This window comes from Streptomyces sp. VNUA24 (assembly GCF_029167005.1).
GTDB classification, from domain to species: Bacteria; Actinomycetota; Actinomycetes; order Streptomycetales; family Streptomycetaceae; genus Streptomyces; species Streptomyces scabiei.
Genome location: NZ_CP119143.1, coordinates 4,749,914 through 4,771,412, shown reverse-complemented (window position 1 = coordinate 4,771,412; position 21,499 = coordinate 4,749,914). Strand labels below are relative to the sequence as shown.

Here is a 21,499-nt window from a genome sequence, read left to right as displayed (position 1 = left end):
CGATGACTCGACTCAGCCGCGAACAGAAGCGGGAACTCAAGCGCACGGGACGCGCGCCGGCCGGGCTCACCCCGATCGACGTACGCGTCTCCGCCGAGACCGGTGCGACGGTCGGCGGCATGCCGGTGCCGTCGGCCGCGGGGGAGAGCCTGCAGCACGCCGCCCTCGACTACCTCCACCGCCTGGCCCTCGCCACCGGCCACCCCGTCCTCGCCACGGTCCACGACGAACGCATCGGCTACGTCGTCCCCCTCCAGGTCCAGGTCGACGGCTCCAGCCACTACGCCGGAGAACCCGTGCGGGTGGGCGAGCCACGGGGGTTCGCGGGAGCGGCCGCGGCCGAGCAGCCGGTCCCCGCGCAGGGCCCTCGTCGCGACAGGTCGACCCATGTCCTGCGCGCGGTGCCCGAGTCGGCAGCCGCCGAGCCGCGGCCGCCGGTCCCCGCGCACCACCTCCCGCCGGAGCCGCGCCGGCAGCCGGAGCCGACACCGGACGGCCAGGCACAGCCACAGGTTCAGCCCCAGCCCCAGGCACAGGCACACCCCCAGGTCCCACCGCAGGCACAGGCCGAGAGCCGGCAGCGTCACGAGGTACGGCCGGAGGCGCGAGCCGAGTGGCAGCAGCACCCGGACGTACGGCCGGAGGCCCAGGCTCCGCCGCAGGCCGCGGCCCCGCCGCAGTGGCAGGCTCAGGCCGGCCCGGAGCCGTCGGGATACCCCGGTCCGGAGGCGCGGCCGTCGGTCCCCGCGCAGCCGAAGCGGGAACCCAGAACGCTCCCGCTCGCGGCGGCGAAGTCCGCCCCCGCCCCTACTCCTGCCCCCGCGCCCTCGCACGCGCCGGAGCCGGTCGCCGCCGAGTTGACGTCGGAGGGGGCCCCGGCACAGCCCATGGCTCCGCAGGCGAAGCGGGAGCCCCGGACGATGCCGCTCACGGCGGCGAAGGAGAAGCGGGAAGGGCCGGCGCAGCCCGCGCCGGGCAGGGTCGCGCCGTCGACGTTCGTGCTGCGCGCGGTACCGGAACCGACGGAGGGCCCCCTGGCCCGCCCGCAGGCCGGGCCACCCCGCACGCCGGACCTCCCGCCGACCCCGCCGGGCGGCGCGTCGGACCCGGACGGCACTCCGCAGGCACCCGGGCCCACCCACGCCCCCGCCCCGGCCACCGGGACCGTCTCGCCGCCGACGGGCGAGTTCGGCCCGCTCCTGGACGTGGAGATGTCTCTCGTCCCGCCGACTCCGGCCTCCCTGGAGCCGCAGCCCTGGCCGCCGGCCCCGGCCGGCGAACCCTTCCCGGAGCAGACCTACGACCCGGTCGTGCCCGCCGACTCCGTGCCCGCCGACTCCATGCCCGTGGACTCCGTGCCGGACGCCGGGCCTGCCTCGCTGGAGCCCCAGCCCTGGCCGCCGACTCCGCCTCCGCTGCCGCCCCGCGCGACGGCGCCCGCGCCCGACCCGGAGCCCGCGCCTCCCGCGCCGCTCCTGCCGGAGGAGTCCGCGACGGACGCCTACTCCGCTCCCGAGTGGGCGGTGCTGGAGGAGGACAGCGACCCGAAGCCCGCGCCGGTCCGGGAGTTCGACGCCGTGGCCGAGGCGGTGCTGGACACGCCGGAGGAGGACGGCGGTGCGGCGTCACCGTTCGCCGAGCCCATGTCCCGCATCAACGAGGCGGTGAAGCTGGGCCGGATCCAGGAGGCCGCGGAGATGGCCGAGCAGACCGTCGCCCAGGCGACCGCCGCGCTGGGCCCGCTCCACCCCGAGGTGCTGAAGCTCCGTGAGCTGACCGCCTACATCGCCTACCTGGCCGGTGACGCCCTCCGCTCCTTCCACGTCTCGCTCGACCTGGCGGGTGTGCGCCACCGTCTGCGCGACGAGCGGGCCGCCTACGGCAACATCCAGAGCGCCGCGGCCGCCTGGCGCGCGGTCCGTGATCCGCTCCAGGGACTGCACCTGGGCCGGGACCTGATCGCCGTCTGGACCGACCTCGCCGCCGACGAGGGGCCCGCCGCCGACGACCTGGAACAGCTGGAGAAGGCCCGCACCCGGATGACCCGCCTCACCGAACGGGCCCGCGCCCTCGACTCCGCCCCGTACGTCCATGGCCAGTGACCTGGGAGGACATCGTCCGGAAGGCGGACCGGCCGGAGGGCCGGCCGGTGGACCGGCCCGGGCATCGGTCGAGGCCGGCGCCCGCTCGCGACGCGCCGTCCCCGCCCCCGCCCCGGACACGCCGGGCGCCCCGGCCGCCGGCCGGGGCGCCCGGGCGGCACGCCTGCGCTCCCCGTACCGGTCGTCCTCCGCACCCCCGGCCCCCCGCCCCCGGGTCGAGGTCACCTTCAACGAGCTGACCGGCACCATGAGCTGGCGCACCCTCGACCGGGCGGCGCCCGCGTCCGGCGCCCGGGACGGCACCGGGCGCACCCCGCACCGCCGTGCGTCCGGGACCGCTCCCTGGAGCGCCCGTGCCGCGGCCCTGCGTTCCGCCGGTGTGGACCCGTCCCGGGCTCCCGCCACCGGTGCCGCTCCGATCCCGACGCACCCCGCCGCCGTACGGTCCGCCCTGAGGGTCGACGTGGCCGCGCTCACCCCCGAGGCCGGGCGGAGCCATCTGGCCCGGCTCGGTGCCCTGCGGTCCGAGGAGGCGGCCGGACTCGCCCACGGCGCGGGGATGCCCGCGGCGGTCGCGTCCCGCCTCCGGTCGACGAGCGCGACCCCGGCCCAGACCCACGCCCTCACGGCCCGCCACGCCTCCGCCGCGACCCGCCCGCCGGCCGCCGCGCCCGTGCGACCGCGAACCCCCGACGCCCCCGCGCACCGGCCGGGACGCTGACCCACCCAACGCGCGCACGCCCAACGCGCGCACGCCCGGGACCGGCCACGGCGCTCCCCGCCGACCGGCCGACCCCGGGCACGCACCACCGGGAATCCAGGACCCCAGGACCCCAGGACTCCAGGCTCTGCCTACTCCGACAGCTCCCACACCGCGTACGCCGCCGCGTCGCTGTTCCGGTCGAGCGCCGTGTCGTTGATGTTCGACGTGTTGTCGCAGGACGAGTGGTAGCAGCGGTCGAACGCCTGGCCGGACGTACCGCCCCACTTGGTGGCCTGCGCGGCGGTCTTCGTGCGGCTGGCTCCGGTGAAGAGGCCGCCGACGGGGACGCCCGCGCTCTTGAACGGCGCGTGGTCGGAGCGGCCGTCGCCCTCGGTCTCGATCTCGGTCGGGACGCCGATCCCGGTGAAGTAGTCCTTGAAGGTCTGCTCGATGACACGGTCGTCGTCGTAGACGAAGTACCCGGGGTTCGGCGAGCCGATCATGTCGAAGTTGAGGTAGCCGCTGATGCGGGCCCGGTTCGCCGAGGACAGGTTGTTGACGTAGTAGCGGGAGCCGACGAGGCCCAGCTCCTCCGCGCCCCACCAGGCGAACCGCAGGTGCTTCGTGGGCTGGTAGTTCGCGCGGGCCACGGCCAGCGCGGTCTCCAGCACGGCGGCGGAGCCCGAGCCGTTGTCGTTGATACCGGCACCCGACGTGACGCTGTCCAGGTGTGAACCGGCCATGACAACCTGATTCGTGTCGCCGCCGGGCCAGTCCGCGATCAGGTTGTAGCCGGTGCGGCCGCCGGACGTGAAGGACTGCGTGGTGGTGACGAAGCCCGCCGCGTCGAGCTTGCCCTTCACGTAGTTCAGCGACGCCGTGTAACCGGCGCGGCCGTGGGCTCTGTTGCCGCCGTTGGCCGTGGCGATGGACTGGAACTGGGTGAGGTGGGCCTTGACGTTGGCCAGGGGGAGGTCGGGCGCGGCGAGCGCCGCGCCGGGGGCGGGCACGGGCGCCGCCCCGGCTATGGACCCGGTGGTGAACAGCGTGGCCACCGCGACGGCGGCGGCGAGGGTGGCGCGGCGTGCGGCTGGAACGGAGAGCTTCATAGTGGGGGCTCCGGATTCCATGGGATCACCCTGGACGCACTGTTGATGTGTCCATGGCGAAACCGGTGAATGAGGTGCCTGGATGGTGCGGGCGGGACTGACTCTCCGTCAAGGGTGCTATTTGGCCAGCGGGGTTCGCGCCTCGGCCACCTCGGCGACGGCGGTCAGCTCCTCCAGCCGCCGCCGCGCCGCCCGTGCCGTCCGCAGCGCGTCCCAGGTCAGCAGCGACAGCGCCAGCCACACCAGCGCGAAACCGGCCCACCGCTCGGGCGGCATCGCCTCGCGGAAGTAGACAACGCCCAGCAGGAACTGGAACACCGGCGCCAGGTACTGCAGCAGTCCCAGCGTGGACAGCGGCACCCGGATCGCGGCCGCTCCGAAGCAGACGAGCGGCAGCGCGGTCACCAGCCCGGTCGCGGCCAGGAGCAGGGCGTGCCCCGTCCCGTGCGCGCCGAAGGTGGCGTCCTGGCGGGAGCCCAGCCACAGCAGATAGGCCAGCGCGGGCAGGAACTGGATCGCGGTCTCCGCGGCGAGCGACTCGACGCCGCCCAGGTTGACCTTCTTCTTCACCAGCCCGTACGTGGCGAAGGAGAAGGCGAGGCAGAGGGAGATCCACGGCGGCCGTCCGTACCCGACGGTGAGCACGAGGACGGCCGCGAAGCCGACACCGACCGCCGTCCACTGCACGGGCCGCAGCCGTTCCTTCAGCAGCAGGACGCCGATGGCGATGGTGACGAGCGGGTTGATGAAGTACCCGAGGGACGCCTCGACCACCTGATGGGCGTTGACCGCCCAGATGTACACGCCCCAGTTGACGGTGATCACCGCCGCCGCGACGGCGACCAGGGCCAGCTTGCGCGGCTGCCGCAGCAGCTCACCGGCCCAGGACCAGCGCCGCAGCACCAGCAGGACGACACCGACGACCGCGAGGGACCAGACCATGCGGTGGGCGAGTATCTCCACCGCCCCGGAGGGCTTCAGCAGCGGCCAGAACAGCGGGACGATCCCCCACATTCCGTACGCGGCGAAGCCGTTCAGCAGCCCTATCCGGTGTTCGCCCCTCGACTGCGCCGCCACGGCCCCTCCTTCTCACCGGCCGCACCACCGCGACCCCAGCCCTGACGAAGGTAACGCCGGGCACCCCCGGCTGTCATGCCCGTATCGGCATACGGTCATGACAGCCGGGGGTGGCTCCTGGAGGAGTGGCGCCGCGCCGGCGGTCAGCCCTTCAGGGCCGTCGCGATCGAGTCCGCGAGCGGGGTGGTGGGGCGGCCGATGAGGCGGGAGAGGTCGCCGGAGGAAACGGCCAGCTCACCCTTCTCGATGGACGCGTCCACGCCCGCGAGGACGGCCGCGAAGCCCTCGGGGAGGCCGGCGCCGGTGAGGATGCCGACCAGCGCGTCGGCGGGCACGGGGTTGTTCGCTATCTCCTTGCCCGTCTGCGCGCTCAGCTCGGCCGCGTACTCGGCGAAGCTCCAGGCGATGTCGCCGCCCAGCTCGTACGTCTGGTTCTCGTGGCCCTCGCCGGTGAGTACGGCGACCGCGGCGGCGGCGTAGTCGGCGCGGGGCGCGGAGGAGACCCGGCCCTCGCCTGCGGCGTGCGTGACGGCGTTGTACTGCAGCACCGGCGCGAGCTGCTCGGTGTAGTTCTCGTGGTACCAGCCGTTGCGCAGCAGGGCGTACGGCAGGCCGGAGGCGAGCAGTGCCTCCTCGGTGGCCCGGTGGTCGTCCGCGAGGGCGGCCGTCAGGCTGCCGGGCGCGCTGGTGTAGGCGAGGAGCGCGACCCCGGCCGCCTTGGCGGCGTCGATCACGACCCGGTGCTGGGCGGTGCGGTCCTTGTCGACCTCGCTGCTGGAGATCAGCAGCACCTTGTCACCGGCGGCGAAGACGCCGTCGAAGGTCTCGGGGGTGCTGTAGTCGGCGACGGCGATCTTCACGCCGCGTGCCGCGAACCCGGCGGCCTTCTCCTCGCTGCGGACGACGGCCGTGATCTGCTCGGCCGGAACCTTCTCCAGCAGCCCCTCGACGACGAACTTGCCGAGGTGTCCGGTCGCTCCGGTGACGACGATGCTCATGGTGAAACTCCTCCAGGGGGGCGGGTACGCCACTAACCCTAGGGAGTGCGCTAACTCTGCGAAAGTACCCACTTTGAAGTAAGGTACTCACATGGCAGTAAGTGAGGTGTCGACGCAGCCCGCGATCACGGACGGGTCGAACGGCGGCGAGGGGATGTGCCCCCACCGCCTCGTCCTGGAGCACGTCACGAGCCGCTGGGGTGTCCTCGTCCTGATCTCGCTCCTGGAGCGGCCCTACCGCTTCAGCGAGCTGCGCCGGGCCATCGGCCGGGTCAGCGAGAAGATGCTGACCCAGACCCTCCAGACCCTGGAGCGCGACGGTCTCGTCCACCGCGACGCCAAGCCCGTCATCCCGCCCCGCGTCGACTACTCCCTCACCGACCTCGGCCGCGAGGCGGCCGAACAGGTCCGCGCGCTCGCGAGCTGGACCCAGGAGCGCATGGACCAGGTCCAGGCGGCCCGCCGGACGTACGACGAGGCGCGCCAGGCGTACGACAGGGCCCGGGCCTGAACCAGCCCCGGGCCCCACGCCTCAGCCGCCCACGCTCAGCCGTCAGCCGTCAGCGTGCGCGCGCAGTCGTTCACCTCAGCCCACGACCGTCCACGTGTCCCCGCCCGCCAGCAGCACCGACAGGTCGCCCTTGCCGAACTGCTCGACGGCGGAGTCGAGTTGGTCGGCCATCTGGGTGTCGTAGACGGGCCGCCGGACGGACCGCAGGACCCCGATCGGGGTGTGGTGGAGGGTGTCCGGATCGGCGAGCCGCGACAGCGCGAACGCGGTCGTCGGGGACGCCGCGTGCGCGTCGTGGACCAGGACCCGCGACTCGTTCTCGGGCGTGACGGTGACGACCCGCAGGTCACCGGTCGCCTCGTCCCGGACGACCCCTCGTGACCGCTCCGCCCCGAACCGGATCTGCTCGCCGTGCTCCAGCCGGATCACGGCCTCCTCCGCCTGCTGCCGGTCCTTGAGGACCTCGAAGGCGTTGTCGTTGAAGATGTTGCAGTTCTGGTAGATCTCCACCAGGGCCGTACCGGGGTGCGCCGCGGCCTGCCGCAGCACCTCCGTCAGGTGCTTGCGGTCGGAGTCGACCGTCCGCGCCACGAACGACGCCTCCGCCCCGATCGCCAGCGACACCGGGTTGAAGGGCGCGTCCAGCGACCCCATCGGCGTCGACTTGGTCACCTTCCCGACCTCGGAGGTGGGGGAGTACTGCCCCTTGGTCAGGCCGTAGATGCGGTTGTTGAAGAGCAGGATCTTCAGGTTCACGTTGCGCCGCAGGGCGTGGATGAGGTGGTTCCCGCCGATGGACAGCGCGTCGCCGTCACCGGTCACCACCCACACCGACAGGTCGCGCCGCGAGGTGGCGAGCCCGGTCGCGATGGCCGGCGCCCGCCCGTGGATCGAGTGCATCCCGTACGTGTCCATGTAGTACGGGAAGCGGGACGAGCAGCCGATGCCCGAGACGAAGACGATGTTCTCCTTCGCCAGGCCCAGTTCGGGCATGAAGCCCTGGACGGCGGCGAGGATCGCGTAGTCACCGCAGCCGGGGCACCAGCGCACCTCCTGGTCGGACTTGAAGTCCTTCATGGACTGCCGCCCCGTGGCCTTGGGGACCAGCTGCAGCAGCTCGTTGCCGATGTCAGCCATCGATGGCCTCCTTGAGAGCCGTGGCGAGCTGCTCCGCCTTGAACGGCATACCGTTCACCTGGTTGTACGAGTGGGCGTCGACCAGGTACTTCGCCCGGATCAGCGTGGCGAGCTGGCCGAGGTTCATCTCGGGGATCACCACCTTGTCGTAACGCCTCAGCACCGCACCCAGATTCCGCGGGAAGGGGTTGAGGTGCCGCAGATGGGCCTGGGCGATGGACTCCCCGGCCGTGCGCAGCCGCCGTACCGCCGCCGTGATCGGCCCGTACGTCGAGCCCCAGCCCAGCACCAGGGTCCGCGCCTCGTGCGGGTCGTCGACCTCGACGTCGGGGACGTCGATGCCGTCGATCTTCGCCTGCCGGGTGCGGACCATGAGGTCGTGGTTGGCGGGGTCGTAGGAGATGTTGCCGGTGCCGTCCTGCTTCTCGATGCCGCCGATGCGGTGTTCGAGGCCGGGGGTGCCCGGGATCGCCCAGGGGCGAGCGAGGGTCTCCGGGTCGCGCTTGTAGGGCCAGAACACCTCGGTGCCGTCGTCGAGGGTGTGATTGGGCCCCTGGGTGAACTGCACGGTCAGGTCCGGCAGTTCGTCCGTCTCCGGGATGCGCCAGGGTTCGCTGCCGTTGGCCAGGTAGCCGTCCGACAGCAGGAAGACGGGCGTACGGTACGTCAGCGCGATCCGTGCCGCCTCGATGGCCGCGTCGAAACAGTCGGCCGGAGTGCGCGGCGCGACGACCGGTACCGGTGCCTCGCCGTTCCTGCCGTACATCGCCTGGAGCAGATCCGCCTGCTCGGTCTTGGTGGGCAGTCCGGTGGACGGCCCGCCGCGCTGGATGTCGATGACGAGCAGCGGCAGTTCGAGCGAGACCGCGAGCCCGATGGTCTCCGACTTCAGTGCCACGCCCGGACCGGAGGTGGTGGTGACGGCGAGGGAACCCCCGAACGCGGCCCCCAGAGCGGCCCCGATGCCCGCGATCTCGTCCTCGGCCTGGAAGGTCCGCACACCGAAGTTCTTGTGCCTGCTCAACTCGTGCAGGATGTCCGAGGCCGGTGTGATCGGGTACGAGCCCAGGTAGAGCGGCAGATCCGCCTGCCGGGAGGCGGCGATCAGTCCGTATGACAGTGCCAGGTTCCCGGAGATGTTCCGGTAGGTGCCGACGGGGAAGGCGGTGGCGGCCGGCGCGACCTCGTAGGAGACGGCGAAGTCCTCGGTGGTCTCGCCGAAGTTCCAGCCGGCGCGGAAGGCGGCGAGGTTGGCCGCCGCGATCTCGGGCTTCTTGGCGAACTTGGCGGCCAGGAACTTCTCGGTGCCCTCGGTCGGCCGGTGGTACATCCAGGACAGCAGACCGAGCGCGAACATGTTCTTGCTGCGCTCGGCCTCCTTGCGGCTGAGGTCGAACTCCTTGAGCGCCTCGACGGTGAGGGCGGTCAGCGGCACCGGATGGACGCTGTAGCCGTCCAGCGACCCGTCCTCCAGGGGGCTGGTCGCGTAACCGACCTTCTGCATCGCCCGCTTGGTGAACTCGTCCGTGTTGACGATGATCTCCGCGCCGCGCGGCACGTCACCGAGGTTCGCCTTCAGGGCCGCCGGGTTCATGGCGACGAGCACGTTGGGCGCGTCGCCGGGGGTGAGGATGTCGTGGTCGGCGAAGTGCAGCTGGAAGCTGGAGACGCCGGGCAGGGTGCCGGCGGGGGCGCGGATCTCGGCGGGGAAGTTCGGCAGGGTGGAGAGATCGTTCCCGAACGACGCCGTCTCGGAGGTGAACCGGTCACCCGTGAGCTGCATCCCGTCACCGGAATCCCCGGCGAACCGGATGATCACCCGATCGAGTCGGCGGACGTCCTTCGTCCCGGCCGGTTTGCGCTGTTCTCTCAGTTCTCCCAGAGCGGCCTCGTCGGCCTGCTCCGCTGGGCTGCTGACCTGGCTGGTCACTGAACTGGACCTCCCTCGGGGCGGCTGTCCGGGAACGACCGTCCCGCCGGCCCTCCCAAGAACAACACTACGTCGGCAAGGGTGACCTTCCCTGACTCTTTCGCCTGATGGACGTTGTTTCGCCCACGCCCGGCGCCCTGACTTGTCATGGTTTACCCGCCCGTGTCACTTCCTTCGAGGACGCGCACCGCCCGGTCGGCGGTTCTCGGCCCGGGCGGCGACGGGCGAGCGGGACGGGCCCGCGTCACCACCTCGCGCGGGCGCGTCCCGCGTGGCCGCCCCGGCTCCCGCCTACTTCTCCTGTCTGACACAGTGTCAGAGGATCATGAATTGAGGTAGGTGAGCACCGCCAGCACCCGCCGGTGGTCCCCGTCGCTCTGGGACAGCCCCAGCTTCAGGAAGATGTTGCTGACGTGCTTCTCGACGGCTCCGTCGCTCACGACCAGCTGCCGGGCGATCGCCGAGTTGGTCCGCCCCTCCGCCATCAGCCCCAGCACCTCACGCTCCCGGGGGGTGAGCCCCGCGAGCACGTGCTGCTTCCGGCTCCGCCCCAGCAGCTGCGCGACCACCTCCGGGTCCAGCGCGGTACCGCCTCGCGCCACCCGGACCACCGCGTCCACGAACTCCCGGACCTCGGCCACCCGGTCCTTCAGCAGATACCCGACGCCGCGACTGGACCCCGCGAGCAGTTCGGTGGCGTAGCGCTCCTCCACGTACTGGGACAGGACGAGCACCCCCAGCTCCGGATGCTGCTTCCGCAGCTGTACGGCGGCCCGTACACCTTCGTCGGTGTGCGTCGGAGGCATCCGTACGTCCGCCACGACCACGTCCGGCAGGTCTCCCTGCGCCGCGAACTCCGTGATCGTCTTGATCAGGGCGTTCCCGTCCCCGACCCCCGCCACCACGTCGTGCCCACGGTCGGTCAGCAGCCGCGTCAGCCCCTCGCGCAACAGCACCGAATCCTCGGCGATGACCACCCGCACCCTGTCCTCCACGCCTCGTCCCCCCATGACACCCGCCCCCGGCCGGCCCGTGCGCTCCGGGCCCGCCCCGTACGACAGCCCCCAGCATTTCAGCATCGGGACGCCAGGGCTCCGCCGAGAGCGGGGATTCAGGTCAGGAACACCGGACAAGTGGCCGAATGCCGCCGCCCTGGAGGGAGAGGGCTCGGAAGTGCGTGGAGGGAGAGGGCTCGGAAGTGCGTGGAGGGGAGGGCTCGGAAGTGCGTGGAGGGGAGGACATGGAAGCGCGTCCAGGGTCGGACACCCCTGGACGCGCTTCCGTGCTTTCCCCGCCGCCGTCGCGCCTTGCCTCCGTCAGGCCGCCCCCACTCCCCTCAGGCCCCCACCCCCCTCAGGCCCCCATCCCCCTCAGACCGCCCGCCACGGCAGCTCCGCCGTCACGCGGGTCGGGCCGCCGGCCGGGGAGTCGACGACCAGGATGCCGTCGACCGCACCGATCCGCTCGGCGAGGCCCGCGAGACCGGAGCCGCTGCCGGTGTCGGCGCCGCCCACGCCGTCGTCGGCGACCTGGAGCATCAGCCGGTTCTCGACCTTCCACACGTCCACGGTCGCCCGCGAGGCCCCCGCGTGCTTGCTGACGTTCTGCAGCAGCTCGGAGACGGTGAAGTACGCGATGCCCTCGATCGCCGGCACCGGCCGCGCCGGCAGGTCCACGTCCACCACCACCGGCACCGTGCACCGCGACGCCACCGAGGAGAGCGCCGCGTCGAGCCCCCGGTCCGTCAGCACGGCGGGATGGATGCCCCGCGCGAGGTCCCGCAGCTCCTGGAGCGCCGTCTTCACCTCACCGTGTGCCGAGTCCACCATCACCGCCGCCGCCCGCGGGTCCTCCGCCAGCTTCTCCTTCGCCAGCCCCAGATCCATGGCCAGCGCCACCAGCCGGGCCTGCGCCCCGTCGTGCAGATCGCGCTCGATCCGCCGCAGATCGGCGGCGGCCGTGTCGACCACGACGCCCCGGTCCGACTCCAGCTCCACGACCCGCGCCCCCAGCCGCGACGGGCCGAGCAGCGCGCCCACCATCACCCGGTCGACCGTCGTCAGACCCCGCACGATCCACGGCGAGGCCATCGTGAACAGCAGCCCGACCAGCGCGGTCATGGTCACCTCGAACGGGTTGTCGAGATACACGGAGTGCGTCTCGTCCCCGTACAGCTGCAGCCCGTCCTGCCCGGCCCACACGGGGAACACCCAGAACCACAGGGGGTACGTCAGCATTGCCCACCCGTACGTCCAGAAGGTCACCGCCACGACGAACGAGAACACCGACCACGGGAACTGGATCACCGCGTACAGCAGCTGCCGCCACGACGACCCGCTGCGCAGCACGGCACCCATCCACGCCATCGCCCCGCGCCCCCTCGGCCGCAGCGGCTCCGGCGCGGACACCTCCGCCCCGAGCAGGGCCCGCGCCCGCGCACGCTCCAGCGCGCCGAACCCCCGGCACCCGGCCAGCCCCGCCGCCAGCACCGGAACCCCGAGGAACGTGATGAGCAGCCCCGCGCCGACCGACACCATCGTCACCGCGTACGTGAACAGCAGGATCCCGACCGGCAGGCCCAGCAGCACGTACCCGAACTCCCGCCAGCTGCGCGCCTCGACCGGCGCCCGCAACCCGGCCGGCAGCCGGTGCCGCCGCTCCTCGCCCCAACTCCCGTACCCGTCCCCGTACTCCATGGCCATCACCGTCGCCCGCCTTCGCTGGTCCCGCAGTCCCGATGTCGTACCTCCACCCTCCTCGCCCCCGCCCGCCGGAACCATGGAGCGCGTCGGCGTCTCGTTGCGGGGGTTTTCCCCACCCCTCCCGGACCCGCTGACGCCGAAGGGGCGCCCACGACCGGTCGTGGGCGCCCCTTCGGCGTCAGCGGGTTCGAGTGGGTCCGAGTGGGTCCGAGTCACCGCCCCCGCCACGGCAGCTCCGCGGTCACCGTCGTGGGCCCGCCCACCGGCGACTCGATCACGAACACCCCGTCGACCGCGTCCAGCCGCTCCGCCAGCCCCGCGATCCCGCTCCCGCCGTCGAGCCGCGCGCCCCCTCGCCCGTCGTCCCACACCTGGATCAGCAGCCGGTCGTCGGACCGCCAGACATCCACCGAGGCGGCCTTCGCCCCGCTGTGCTTACTGATGTTCTGCAGCAGCTCGGACACCGTGAAGTACGCGATGCCCTCGATCGCGGCGGCCGGCCGTACCGCCAGGTCGACGCTCACCTTCACCGGCGCGGCACAGCGCGAGGCGACCGAGGAGAGCGCCGCGTCGAGCCCCCGGTCCGTCAGCACGGCCGGATGGATGCCCCGCGCGAGGTCCCGCAGCTCCTGCAGCGCCAGCTTCACCTCCCCGTGCGCCTCCTCCACCATCGAGGCGGCCGCGTCCGGGTCCTCCAGCAGCTTCTCCTTGGCCAGCCCGAGCCCCATCGCCAGGTTCACCAGCCGGGCCTGCGCCCCGTCGTGCAGATCCCGTTCGATCCGCCGCATGTCGGCCGCGGCCGTGTCGACCACCACCCCCCGGTCGGACTCCAGCTCCGCGATCCGCCGCTCCAGCTCGTCGGACGGCGACAGCAGCGACCGCACCATCGCCCGGTCCACGTTCGTCAGCCCCCGCACGATGTACGGCAGCACCGGCCACGCCACGAACAGCCCCGTGAGGGTGATGACGAACGTCGTGACGGCCCACGGCATCCGGATCAGCTCGTACAGCATCGAACGCCAGCCGACGGGATCCTTCACGCTCATCCACACCTGCGCGACGAAGCCCTCGTCCGCCCGCCGGCCCTTGCCCCGCAGCGGCAGCGGACTCGGCTCGTCCACCCGCACCTTCAGCAGCCCCCGCGCCCGCATCCGCTCCAGCCGTCCCAGCTGCCGGGCCCCCATCAGCGCCGCGGCGAGCAGCGGAAAACCGATTACCGTCAACGTCAGGAAGGCACTGGTGAACAGCACCGTCGTCACGTACACGAACCCGAGCAGCGCGCAGGGCAGGTTCGCCAGCAGATGCGCGATCTCCCGCCACGTCTGTCCCCCGAAGGCGAACCGCGCCGGCGGCAACGGCTCCGACGGCGTCTGGCTGGAGGGCAGCGGACGGCCGTACGGCCGTCCGGAGCCGGAGGTTGGGGATGCGGTCATGCCCTCCACCCTGCCCGCCCGCCCCGGCTCCGCGCCATGAGGCGGACCGCCCCGGCCGCCCTGGGGAAAACCCCACCCCGCCCCGTGCTGCCCCATCCCGCCACTCTCTCCCCACGCGTCGTCCCGCCCGCCCGGCCCGACACCCGGGAGCACCGACCCGTGACGGGCTGCTTACGGTCTCTTTAGCAGGGCCTAGACTCCCGTGCGTACAGATCGTCGAACAGCGAAGCACGTACGGCGTCCGCAGCGCGTCCGTACGAATCGCCTGGCCAGGGAGCGAGGGACGGACGTGCCGGAACCGACCGTCGCCGTAGCGGCGCAGCCGACCGTCGCCGTCGCGGCGGACTACTTCCAGTCCTACTCGGTGGTCGGGCTGCTCGCCGCGGTGGGCGTGCTCTTCGTCGCCGTCGCCTTCGGCGCGGGTCGCCTGCTGCGCCCCGAGGTCCCCACCCGCGAGAAACTCCTGACGTACGAGTGCGGCGTCGACCCCGTCGGCGAGGGCTGGGCCCACACCCAGGTCCGCTACTACGTCTACGCCTTCCTCTACGTCATCTTCGCCATCGACTCGATCTTCCTCTTCCCCTGGGCGACGGTCTTCGCGGATCCCGGCTACGGCGCGACGACCCTCGTCGAGATGTTCGTCTTCCTCGGTTTCCTCGCCGTGGGCCTGCTCTACGCCTACAAGAAGGGCGTCCTGACGTGGACGTGACCCCAGAAACGAACCCCTCGGAGGCGGCGGACGCCCCGGGGCCCGTCCTCCTGCCGGAGCCGAAGCGGCTGGGCGCCCTGGCCCGTCTCGCCCCGGAGCCGATGAAGGTGATCCTCAACTGGGGCCGCCGCTACTCCCTCTGGGTCTTCAACTTCGGCCTCGCCTGCTGCGCGATCGAGTTCATCGCCGCGTCCATGGCCCGCCACGACTTCATCCGCCTCGGCGTGATCCCGTTCGCACCGGGCCCGCGTCAGGCCGACCTGATGGTGGTGTCGGGCACGGTCACGGACAAGATGGCCCCGGCGGTGAAGCGCCTGTACGAACAGATGCCGGAACCGAAGTACGTCATCTCCTTCGGCGCCTGCAGCAACTGCGGCGGCCCCTACTGGGACTCGTACTCCGTCACCAAGGGCGTCGACCAGATCATCCCCGTCGATGTCTACGTCCCCGGCTGCCCGCCCCGCCCCGAGGCCCTGCTCCAGGGCATCCTGAAGCTCCAGGAGAAGATCGCCCGGGAGTCCCTGGGGGAGCGGTACGGCACCGGCGGTGCCGGTACGGCTGCCGGACCGTCGGCGTCGGCCCTGCAGAGCGGCCTGGTGAAGCCGCCCGCCCTCGCCACCGGCGCCGGGACGGCCACCGGCGGCACCACCGAAGTGGGGGACAAGTGACCGGCTGGCTGCCCGCCCCCGCCGAGGAACTCTTCGGCCCGGAGGCCACCGCCGAGGAGTCGTACGGCGTCCTCACCGTGGACGTCCCGTCCGCCTCCTGGAACGAGGCGCTGCGCACGGCCCGCTCCACCCTGGGCTGCACCTACTTCGACTGGCTGAGCGCGGTCGACGAACCGGGCACGGGCTTCCGGGTCGCGGCGCACGTGGTGGCGCTGGCCCCGGTCCGCCGCCTGCTCCTGCGCACCACGGTCCCCCACGAGTCCCCGGTCCTGCCGACCGCCGTCGGCATCTACGCCGGCGCGGCCTGGCACGAACGCGAGACCCACGAGATGTTCGGCGTCCGCTTCGAGGGCCACCCCGCCCTGGACCACCTGCTCCTCCCCGAGAACTTCGAGGGGCACCCCCTGCGCAAGGACTTCGTCCTCGCCGCCCGCGTGGCGAAGGCATGGCCCGGGGCGAAGGAGCCGGGGGAGCCTGCGGCGGGCGCGGCGCACGGTGGGCCGAAACGCCGCCAGATGCTTCCCCCCGGCGTCCCCGACCCCAACGAGTGGGGCCCCCTCAAGGGCCAGCTCCCCCCGGCCCCGGCCCGCGGCACCGCCGACCGCCCGCCCCGACGCACCCGCACCGCGGCCGAGGGCTCAGCAGGCCGTGCGACCGCCGCTCCGGCCCCGGACGCTCCGGTTACGCCGGCCACCCCGCGTCGCGCCCGTTCGGCGGCTGAGGGCTCGGCGGGTCAGAGGGCTGCCGATTCGGCTTCGGACGCTTCGGGTTCGCCGGCCACCCCGCGTCGCGCCCGTTCGGCGGCGGAGGGCTCGGCGGGTCAGAGGGCTGCCGACTCGGCTCCGGACGCTCCGGGTTCGCCGGCCACCCCGCGTCGCGCCCGTTCGGCGGCTGAGGGCTCGGCGGGTCAGAGGGCTGCCGATTCGGCTCCGGACGCTTCGGGTTCGCCGGCCACCCCGCGTCGCGCCCGTTCGGCGGCTGAGGGCTCGGCGGGTCAGAGGGCTGCCGATTCGGCTCCGGACGCTCCGGGTACGCCGACCACACCGCGTCGCACGCGCTCGGCGGCGGAGGGCTCGGCGGGTCAGAGGGCTGCCGTCGGACCGGCTCCGGACGCGAGCGGCAGCCCCACGCCCCCGCGCCGTACGCGTGGCGCGAGCGAGGGGTCGGCCACGCAGCGCGCCGAGTCTCCTGGGACCCAGCCCTCCCCGGCCGGGCCCGACGCCCCCGAGTCCTCCCGGCCCGCCCCCGAGTCCCGGCCCGATCCCGAGTCCCGTCCCGCCTCCGAGTCCCGTTCCGCCTCCGGCCCGCAGCCCTCCTCCGGCAGCGAGACCACCCCCGGCGCCGAGACCACCCCCGGCGCCGAGGCCGCCCCCGGTACCGGGGCCACCCCCGCCGAGCGGACGTCTCCCGCCGGGCCGCGCCGCGCCCGCAGCGCGGCAGGAGGCTCGGCGAGCCAGCGCGAAGCGGCCCCGGACGCGGCCCCGGACGCGGCCCCGGACGCGGCCCCGGACGCGGCCCCCGGCCCGGTCGGGCCCGCGCCCCGCTCCACCCGGCCCGCCCCGCGCAGCGCGGACGCCCCCTGGCACCACGCCCGACCGGCCTTCGACGACCCCAAGCCCACCAGGCAGCCCGAGCCCGAGCGCGACCCCGAGCCAGAGGCCCAGCCCGAGCACGACCCCGAGGCCCAGACCGAGCCGCCCGGTGCCGCGACCGACGACGCGCCCCACGACAGCGGGGACCACGAGGACGACGTCACCCCCCGCGCCACCCCTGACCCCGAACCCCCCACGGGAGGCTCGCAGTGAACGACGCATCGGACGTCGCCCTGCGACTCCTCATCATCTTCGTCGTCTTCCTCACCTTCCCGCTGATCATCGGCCAGACCGAGCACAAGGTGATGGCCCACATGCAGGGCCGCCTCGGCCCCATGTACGCGGGCGGCTTCCACGGCTGGGCGCAGCTCGTCGCGGACGGCGTGAAGTTCGCCCAGAAGGAAGACATCGTCCCGGCCGGCGCCGACCGCCGTGTCTTCCAGCTCGCCCCGGCCGTGGCCCTCCTGCCGTACCTCCTCGTCCTCCTCGCCATCCCGATCGGCCCCGGCGAGGGCGCCGTCGGCGAGGTCATCGACGCCGGCGTCTTCTTCGTCCTCGCGGTGATGGGCGTCGGCGTCCTCGGTTCGCTCATGGCCGGGTGGGCCTCCGCCAACAAGTTCTCCCTCCTCGGCGGCCTGCGCACCGCCGCCCAGCTCCTCGCGTACGAACTCCCGATGCTGCTCACCGCCGCCTCGGTGGCGATGGCGGCCGGCACGGTCTCCCTCGTCGGCATCGTGGACGCCTTCGAGTGGTGGTGGCTCCCCTGGCAGATCGTCGGCGCGATCGTCTTCTTCGTCGCCGGCCTCGCCGAACTCCAGCGCCCGCCCTTCGACATGCCCGTCGCCGACTCGGAGATCATCTTCGGCGCCTACACCGAGTACACCGGCCTCCGCTTCGCCCTGTTCCTCCTCGCCGAGTACGCCGGCATCGTCGTCCTGTGCGGCCTGACCACCGTCCTCTTCCTCGGCGGCTGGCACGGCCCCTGGGGCGCCGAGGGCCTCGGCTGGGTCTGGACCCTCCTGAAGACCGCCGTCCTCGCCTTCGTGGTCATCTGGCTCCGCGTGACCTATCCCCGGCTGCGCGAGGACCAGCTCCAGAAGCTCTCCTGGACCCTTCTCGTCCCCCTCTCCCTCGCCCAGATCGCCCTCACCGGCGTCGTCAAGGTGGTGATCCGGTAGCCATGGCCCCGATCCCCGGCAGTGGCCTCGCCAAGGGCCTGGCCGTCACCCTCCGCACGATGACGAGGAAGACGGTCACCGAGCAGTACCCGGACGTCCAGCCCGAACTCCCGCCCCGCACCCGCGGCGTCATCGGGCTCTTCGAGGAGAACTGCACGGTCTGCATGCTGTGCGCCCGCGAGTGCCCGGACTGGTGCATCTACATCGACTCCCACAAGGAGACGGTCCCGCCCGCCGCCCCCGGCGGCCGCGAGCGCAGCCGCAACGTCCTCGACCGCTTCGCCATCGACTTCTCCCTCTGCATGTACTGCGGTATCTGCATCGAGGTCTGCCCCTTCGACGCCCTCTTCTGGTCCCCGGAGTTCGAGTACGCCGAGACCGACATCCACGAGCTGACCCACGAGCGCGACAAGCTCCGCGAGTGGATGTGGACCGTCCCCTCCCCACCGCCCCTGGACCCCGCGGCCGAGGAACCCAAGGAACTGGCCGCCGCCCGCAAGACCGCGGAGAAACTGGCGGCCACCCGGGTCGCCGAGACGGAACAAGCCGCCCTGACCGAGCCACCGGAGGGAGACGCGTGAGCCTCGTCGCAGCCGCCGCCGTCACCACGACGGACCCCGCCCTGGCCGCCTCCGCCCTGGCCGCCGTCGAGACCCGCGGTTTCCTCTCCCCGACCGGCGTCGAGATCGCCTTCCTCCTCGTGGGCCTGGTCACCTTCGGCGCCGCGATCGTCACCGTCACCACCCGGCAGCTCGTGCACGCCGCCCTGTGGCTGGTGGTGGCGCTCGGCGGGCTCGCCGTCGAGTACCTCCTGCTCACCGCCGAGTTCATCGCCTGGGTGCAGGTCCTCATCTACGTGGGTTCCGTCGTCGTCCTCCTCCTCTTCGGACTGATGCTCACCAAGGCCCCCATCGGCCGCTCCCCGGACGCCGACTCCGGCAACCGCTGGGCCGCCCTCACCGTGGCCGTCGCCGCGGCCGCCGCCCTTGTCTGGGTCGTCGTCGACGCCTTCCGCACCACCTGGATCGACCTCGACGGCCCGGCCGCCGGCTCCACCGAGGCCACCGGAGAGAGCCTCTTCCAGAACTGGGTCCTCCCCTTCGAGGCCCTCTCCGTCCTCCTCCTGGCCGCCCTGGTCGGCGCGATCGTCCTCTCCCGCAAGGCGAAGGCCGACCCGCCTCCCACGACCCCGAAGACCGCCAAGATCCCCGGGTCCGCCGACGGAGGTGCCCGCTGATGCACCTCGCCTACCCGGCCGTCCTCTCCGCCCTCCTCTTCTGCACCGGGCTCTACGGCGTCCTCGCCCGCCGCAACGCGATCCTCGTCCTGATGTCGGTCGAGCTGATGCTCAACGCCGTCAACCTCAACCTCGTCGCCTTCGACGTCTGGCTGAGCAAGGCCGCCGAGGAGACCCTTCACTCCGGCCAGGCCCTGACCCTGTTCACGATCACCATCGCCGCCGCCGAGATCGGCATCGGCCTGGCGATCGTGCTCGCCGTCCACCGCAACCGGGGCACCGCCGACATCGACAAGCTCCGCGACACCGCCGAGGGCCACGAACCCGACGGCCCCGAGAACCCCGACGGCCCCGAAGACCCCGCCGAAGCCGGAGAACCCGGCCGCCCCGGGCGGAGCGAGAAGGCTGAGGCCACCACGTGAGCACGACCACCCTCGCCGTCCTCGTCCCCCTCCTCCCGTTCCTCGGTGCCGCCGCCGGTCTGCTCCTCGGCCGCACCGCCCCCGGCTTCGTCCGCCCCCTCGCCGTACTGCCCACCCTCACGGCCTTCGTCCTGGCCGCGCTGGTCGCCGTACGCCAGGGCGGCGACCGGGCGGTCGACGCGGCCACCCAGCTCACCCCGACCGGCTCGGTCCCCATCGACCTCGCCCTGCACATCGACGGCTTCGCCGCCCTCGTCGCCGTCCTGGTCGGCCTCGTCGCCACCTGCGTGCAGATCTACTCGACGGGCTACCTCCGCGACGACCCGCGCTACCCCTCCTACGCCGCCCTCGTCTCCCTCTTCACCTCCGCGATGCTCCTCGTCGTCTACTCGGGCGACCTGATGGTGCTCCTGGTCGGCTGGGAGATCATGGGCATCTGCTCCTACTTCCTGGTCGGCCACTACTGGGAGACCCCGGAGGCCCGCGCCGCCTCCCTCAAGGCATTCCTGGTCACCAAACTCGGCGACGTCCCCTTCCTGATCGGTCTGTTCGCCCTCGCCACCGACGCCGGGTCGTTCCGGATCACCCGGATCCTGGCCACCGTCGCCGACGGCGGCCTCGACCACCCGACGCCCATCGCCCTGCTGCTCCTGGCCGGCGTCGCGGGCAAGTCGGCGCAGTTCCCCCTCCACACCTGGCTCCCCGACGCGATGGCGGGCCCGACCCCCGTCTCCGCGCTGATCCACGCCGCGACGATGGTCGCCGCCGGTGTCTACTTCGTCGCCCGCCTCCTCCCCGTGTTCGCCGCCTCCTCGGCGGCCCTGCTCGTCCTCGCCATCATGGCGGCCGTCACCATGACCGGCTCGGCCCTCGCCGCGCTCGCCCAGGACGACATCAAGCGCGTCCTCGCCTATTCGACGATCGGCCAGCTCGGCTACATGACCGGCGCCCTCGCCGTCGGCGACCGCGGTGCCGCCGTCTTCCACCTCATCTCCCACGGCGCCTTCAAGGCGCTGCTGTTCCTCGCGGCCGGCGTGATCATCCACGCCGCCGGCACCAACTCCCTGGCCGCCATGTCCCGCATGGGCCACCTGCGCGCCCGCGTCCCCGACGCCTTCTGGACGATGACCGTGGCGCTGCTCGCGCTCGCCGCGATCCCGCCCTTCAGCGGCTTCTTCTCCAAGGAGTCCGTCCTCGGAGCCGCCGAGCACGCCGCCGCCGGCCATGCCGAACCCGTCCCCGGCGCCGCCGGCTGGACCGTCCTCGTCGCCGGCGTCCTCACCGCCCTGCTCACCGCCGCCTACGCCACCCGGCTGTGGCTGCTCACCTTCCACGGCAAGGGCACCGAGGCCCCGGACCACGGCCGCCAGCCCCTCACGATGACCGTCGTGCTCTGGGTGCTCGCCGTCCCCTCCCTCGCCTTCGGCGCGCTCGCCTACGGCAGGCTCCCCGACTGGTTCGACGGCGACGACCTGGCCCCCACCCTGACCACGTCCGTCCTCGGCACGGGCGCCGCCCTGATCGGCGCCCTGCTGACGTACGCGGCCTGGCGGTCCACCCGGGCCGAGGCGGCCCGCGTCCCCCTGGGAGCCGTCGCCGCCCACCCGGAGGCGGACGCCGGCACGGTCGAGGCGGAGGCCATCGCCGGTCACACCCCCGCCTACGGGGACGTGGCCTCGGCACCCGACCCGGCGGACCCGGGCCGCCGGCTGCTCGGCCCGCTGCACCGCCACGCCGCCGCCGGCTTCCACCTGGACGCCCTCTACGCGGCCCTCTTCGTCCGCCCGGTCGAGGCCGGCGCACGTCTCGTCCGGTTCCTCGACCGCGAGGTCGTCGACACCTATGTGAACGGCGCGGGCACCCTGTCCCGCCTGCTGGGCGCGGCCGTCCGCCGGGCCCAGACCGGCAACGTCCAGACCTATGTGAGCGCGCTGCTCGCCGGCACCGTCGTCCTGGTGGTCGCCGCCCTCGTCGTCGCCACGGGAGCGTGA

19 protein-coding genes are annotated in these 21,499 nt (G+C 73.0%); 11 read left to right on the top strand and 8 right to left on the bottom strand.

Annotated elements, in window-relative coordinates:
• Window positions 1–2 precede the first annotated feature (2 nt).
• Together PYR72_RS20180 and PYR72_RS20175 are read left to right on the top strand one after the other, a co-directional pair.
• On the top strand, window positions 3–2,102 hold the full coding sequence (locus tag PYR72_RS20180; RefSeq protein ID WP_275456612.1) for a hypothetical protein: 2,100 nt from the start codon (window positions 3–5) through the stop codon (window positions 2,100–2,102).
• Window positions 2,092–2,823 carry a hypothetical protein gene (locus PYR72_RS20175; RefSeq protein ID WP_275456611.1) on the top strand — a complete coding sequence of 244 codons (732 nt, stop codon included), beginning with the start codon at window positions 2,092–2,094 and terminating at the stop codon, window positions 2,821–2,823. Before PYR72_RS20180 ends, PYR72_RS20175 begins: the two co-directional genes overlap by 11 nt.
• A gap of 131 nt (window positions 2,824–2,954) precedes the next feature.
• Here PYR72_RS20175 and PYR72_RS20170 read toward each other — a convergent pair whose 3' ends face one another.
• The 3 genes from PYR72_RS20170 to PYR72_RS20160 form a co-directional block, all read right to left on the bottom strand.
• Window positions 2,955–3,914, bottom strand: a complete 960-nt coding sequence (locus PYR72_RS20170) for a M28 family metallopeptidase (protein WP_275460463.1) — start codon at window positions 3,912–3,914, stop codon at window positions 2,955–2,957.
• A 117-nt stretch (window positions 3,915–4,031) separates the two neighbouring features.
• Window positions 4,032–4,991 (bottom strand): EamA family transporter RarD, encoded by a 960-nt coding sequence (gene rarD, locus PYR72_RS20165; protein WP_059084939.1) that lies wholly within the window; start codon window positions 4,989–4,991, stop codon window positions 4,032–4,034.
• A 143-nt stretch (window positions 4,992–5,134) separates the two neighbouring features.
• Window positions 5,135–5,989, bottom strand: a complete 855-nt coding sequence (locus tag PYR72_RS20160; RefSeq protein WP_275456610.1) for an SDR family oxidoreductase — start codon at window positions 5,987–5,989, stop codon at window positions 5,135–5,137.
• A 91-nt stretch (window positions 5,990–6,080) separates the two neighbouring features.
• Here PYR72_RS20160 and PYR72_RS20155 point away from each other — a divergent pair, with 91 nt between their 5' ends.
• Window positions 6,081–6,500, top strand: a complete 420-nt coding sequence (locus PYR72_RS20155) for a helix-turn-helix domain-containing protein (protein ID WP_275456609.1) — start codon at window positions 6,081–6,083, stop codon at window positions 6,498–6,500.
• 75 nt (window positions 6,501–6,575) lie between these two features.
• Here PYR72_RS20155 and PYR72_RS20150 read toward each other — a convergent pair whose 3' ends face one another.
• The 5 genes from PYR72_RS20150 to PYR72_RS20130 form a co-directional block, all read right to left on the bottom strand.
• The gene (locus PYR72_RS20150) at window positions 6,576–7,637 is read right to left on the bottom strand and encodes a 2-oxoacid:ferredoxin oxidoreductase subunit beta (RefSeq protein WP_275456608.1); all 1,062 of its coding nucleotides are present in this window, start codon (window positions 7,635–7,637) and stop codon (window positions 6,576–6,578) included.
• On the bottom strand, window positions 7,630–9,567 hold the full coding sequence (locus tag PYR72_RS20145; RefSeq protein ID WP_275456607.1) for a 2-oxoacid:acceptor oxidoreductase subunit alpha: 1,938 nt from the start codon (window positions 9,565–9,567) through the stop codon (window positions 7,630–7,632). The genes PYR72_RS20150 and PYR72_RS20145 overlap by 8 nt, the downstream gene beginning before the upstream one ends.
• A 323-nt stretch (window positions 9,568–9,890) precedes the next feature.
• A complete protein-coding gene (locus tag PYR72_RS20140; protein WP_343245532.1) occupies window positions 9,891–10,577 on the bottom strand; it encodes a response regulator transcription factor in 687 nt (228 codons plus the stop codon).
• A 360-nt stretch (window positions 10,578–10,937) separates the two neighbouring features.
• On the bottom strand, window positions 10,938–12,269 hold the full coding sequence (locus PYR72_RS20135; protein ID WP_275456605.1) for a sensor histidine kinase: 1,332 nt from the start codon (window positions 12,267–12,269) through the stop codon (window positions 10,938–10,940).
• 212 nt (window positions 12,270–12,481) lie between these two features.
• Window positions 12,482–13,702: a sensor domain-containing protein gene (locus tag PYR72_RS20130; RefSeq protein WP_275456604.1), complete on the bottom strand. Its 1,221-nt coding sequence runs from the start codon at window positions 13,700–13,702 to the stop codon at window positions 12,482–12,484.
• A gap of 289 nt (window positions 13,703–13,991) precedes the next feature.
• On the opposite strand from PYR72_RS20130, the gene PYR72_RS20125 reads away from it, so the two are divergent.
• From PYR72_RS20125 to PYR72_RS20090, 8 genes are read left to right on the top strand one after another with little or no spacing between them, the layout of a single operon-like run.
• A complete protein-coding gene (locus tag PYR72_RS20125) occupies window positions 13,992–14,411 on the top strand; it encodes an NADH-quinone oxidoreductase subunit A (RefSeq protein ID WP_275456603.1) in 420 nt (139 codons plus the stop codon).
• Window positions 14,402–15,079, top strand: coding sequence for an NADH-quinone oxidoreductase subunit B (locus PYR72_RS20120; RefSeq protein ID WP_275456602.1), 678 nt, complete (start codon window positions 14,402–14,404; stop codon window positions 15,077–15,079). Before PYR72_RS20125 ends, PYR72_RS20120 begins: the two co-directional genes overlap by 10 nt.
• Entirely contained in the window at window positions 15,076–16,884 is a 1,809-nt protein-coding gene (locus PYR72_RS20115; protein ID WP_275456601.1) for an NADH-quinone oxidoreductase subunit C, read from the top strand. Before PYR72_RS20120 ends, PYR72_RS20115 begins: the two co-directional genes overlap by 4 nt.
• Complete coding sequence (locus PYR72_RS20110) at window positions 16,881–17,849, top strand: complex I subunit 1 family protein (RefSeq protein ID WP_275456600.1); 969 nt, start codon at window positions 16,881–16,883, stop codon at window positions 17,847–17,849. Before PYR72_RS20115 ends, PYR72_RS20110 begins: the two co-directional genes overlap by 4 nt.
• A 2-nt stretch (window positions 17,850–17,851) precedes the next feature.
• The gene (locus tag PYR72_RS20105; protein WP_275456599.1) at window positions 17,852–18,430 is read left to right on the top strand and encodes an NADH-quinone oxidoreductase subunit I; all 579 of its coding nucleotides are present in this window, start codon (window positions 17,852–17,854) and stop codon (window positions 18,428–18,430) included.
• Window positions 18,427–19,086, top strand: coding sequence for an NADH-quinone oxidoreductase subunit J (locus tag PYR72_RS20100; protein WP_275456598.1), 660 nt, complete (start codon window positions 18,427–18,429; stop codon window positions 19,084–19,086). The genes PYR72_RS20105 and PYR72_RS20100 overlap by 4 nt, the downstream gene beginning before the upstream one ends.
• A complete protein-coding gene (nuoK, locus tag PYR72_RS20095; protein WP_275456597.1) occupies window positions 19,086–19,508 on the top strand; it encodes an NADH-quinone oxidoreductase subunit NuoK in 423 nt (140 codons plus the stop codon). The genes PYR72_RS20100 and nuoK overlap by 1 nt, the downstream gene beginning before the upstream one ends.
• Complete coding sequence (locus PYR72_RS20090; protein ID WP_275456596.1) at window positions 19,505–21,499, top strand: NADH-quinone oxidoreductase subunit L; 1,995 nt, start codon at window positions 19,505–19,507, stop codon at window positions 21,497–21,499. Before nuoK ends, PYR72_RS20090 begins: the two co-directional genes overlap by 4 nt.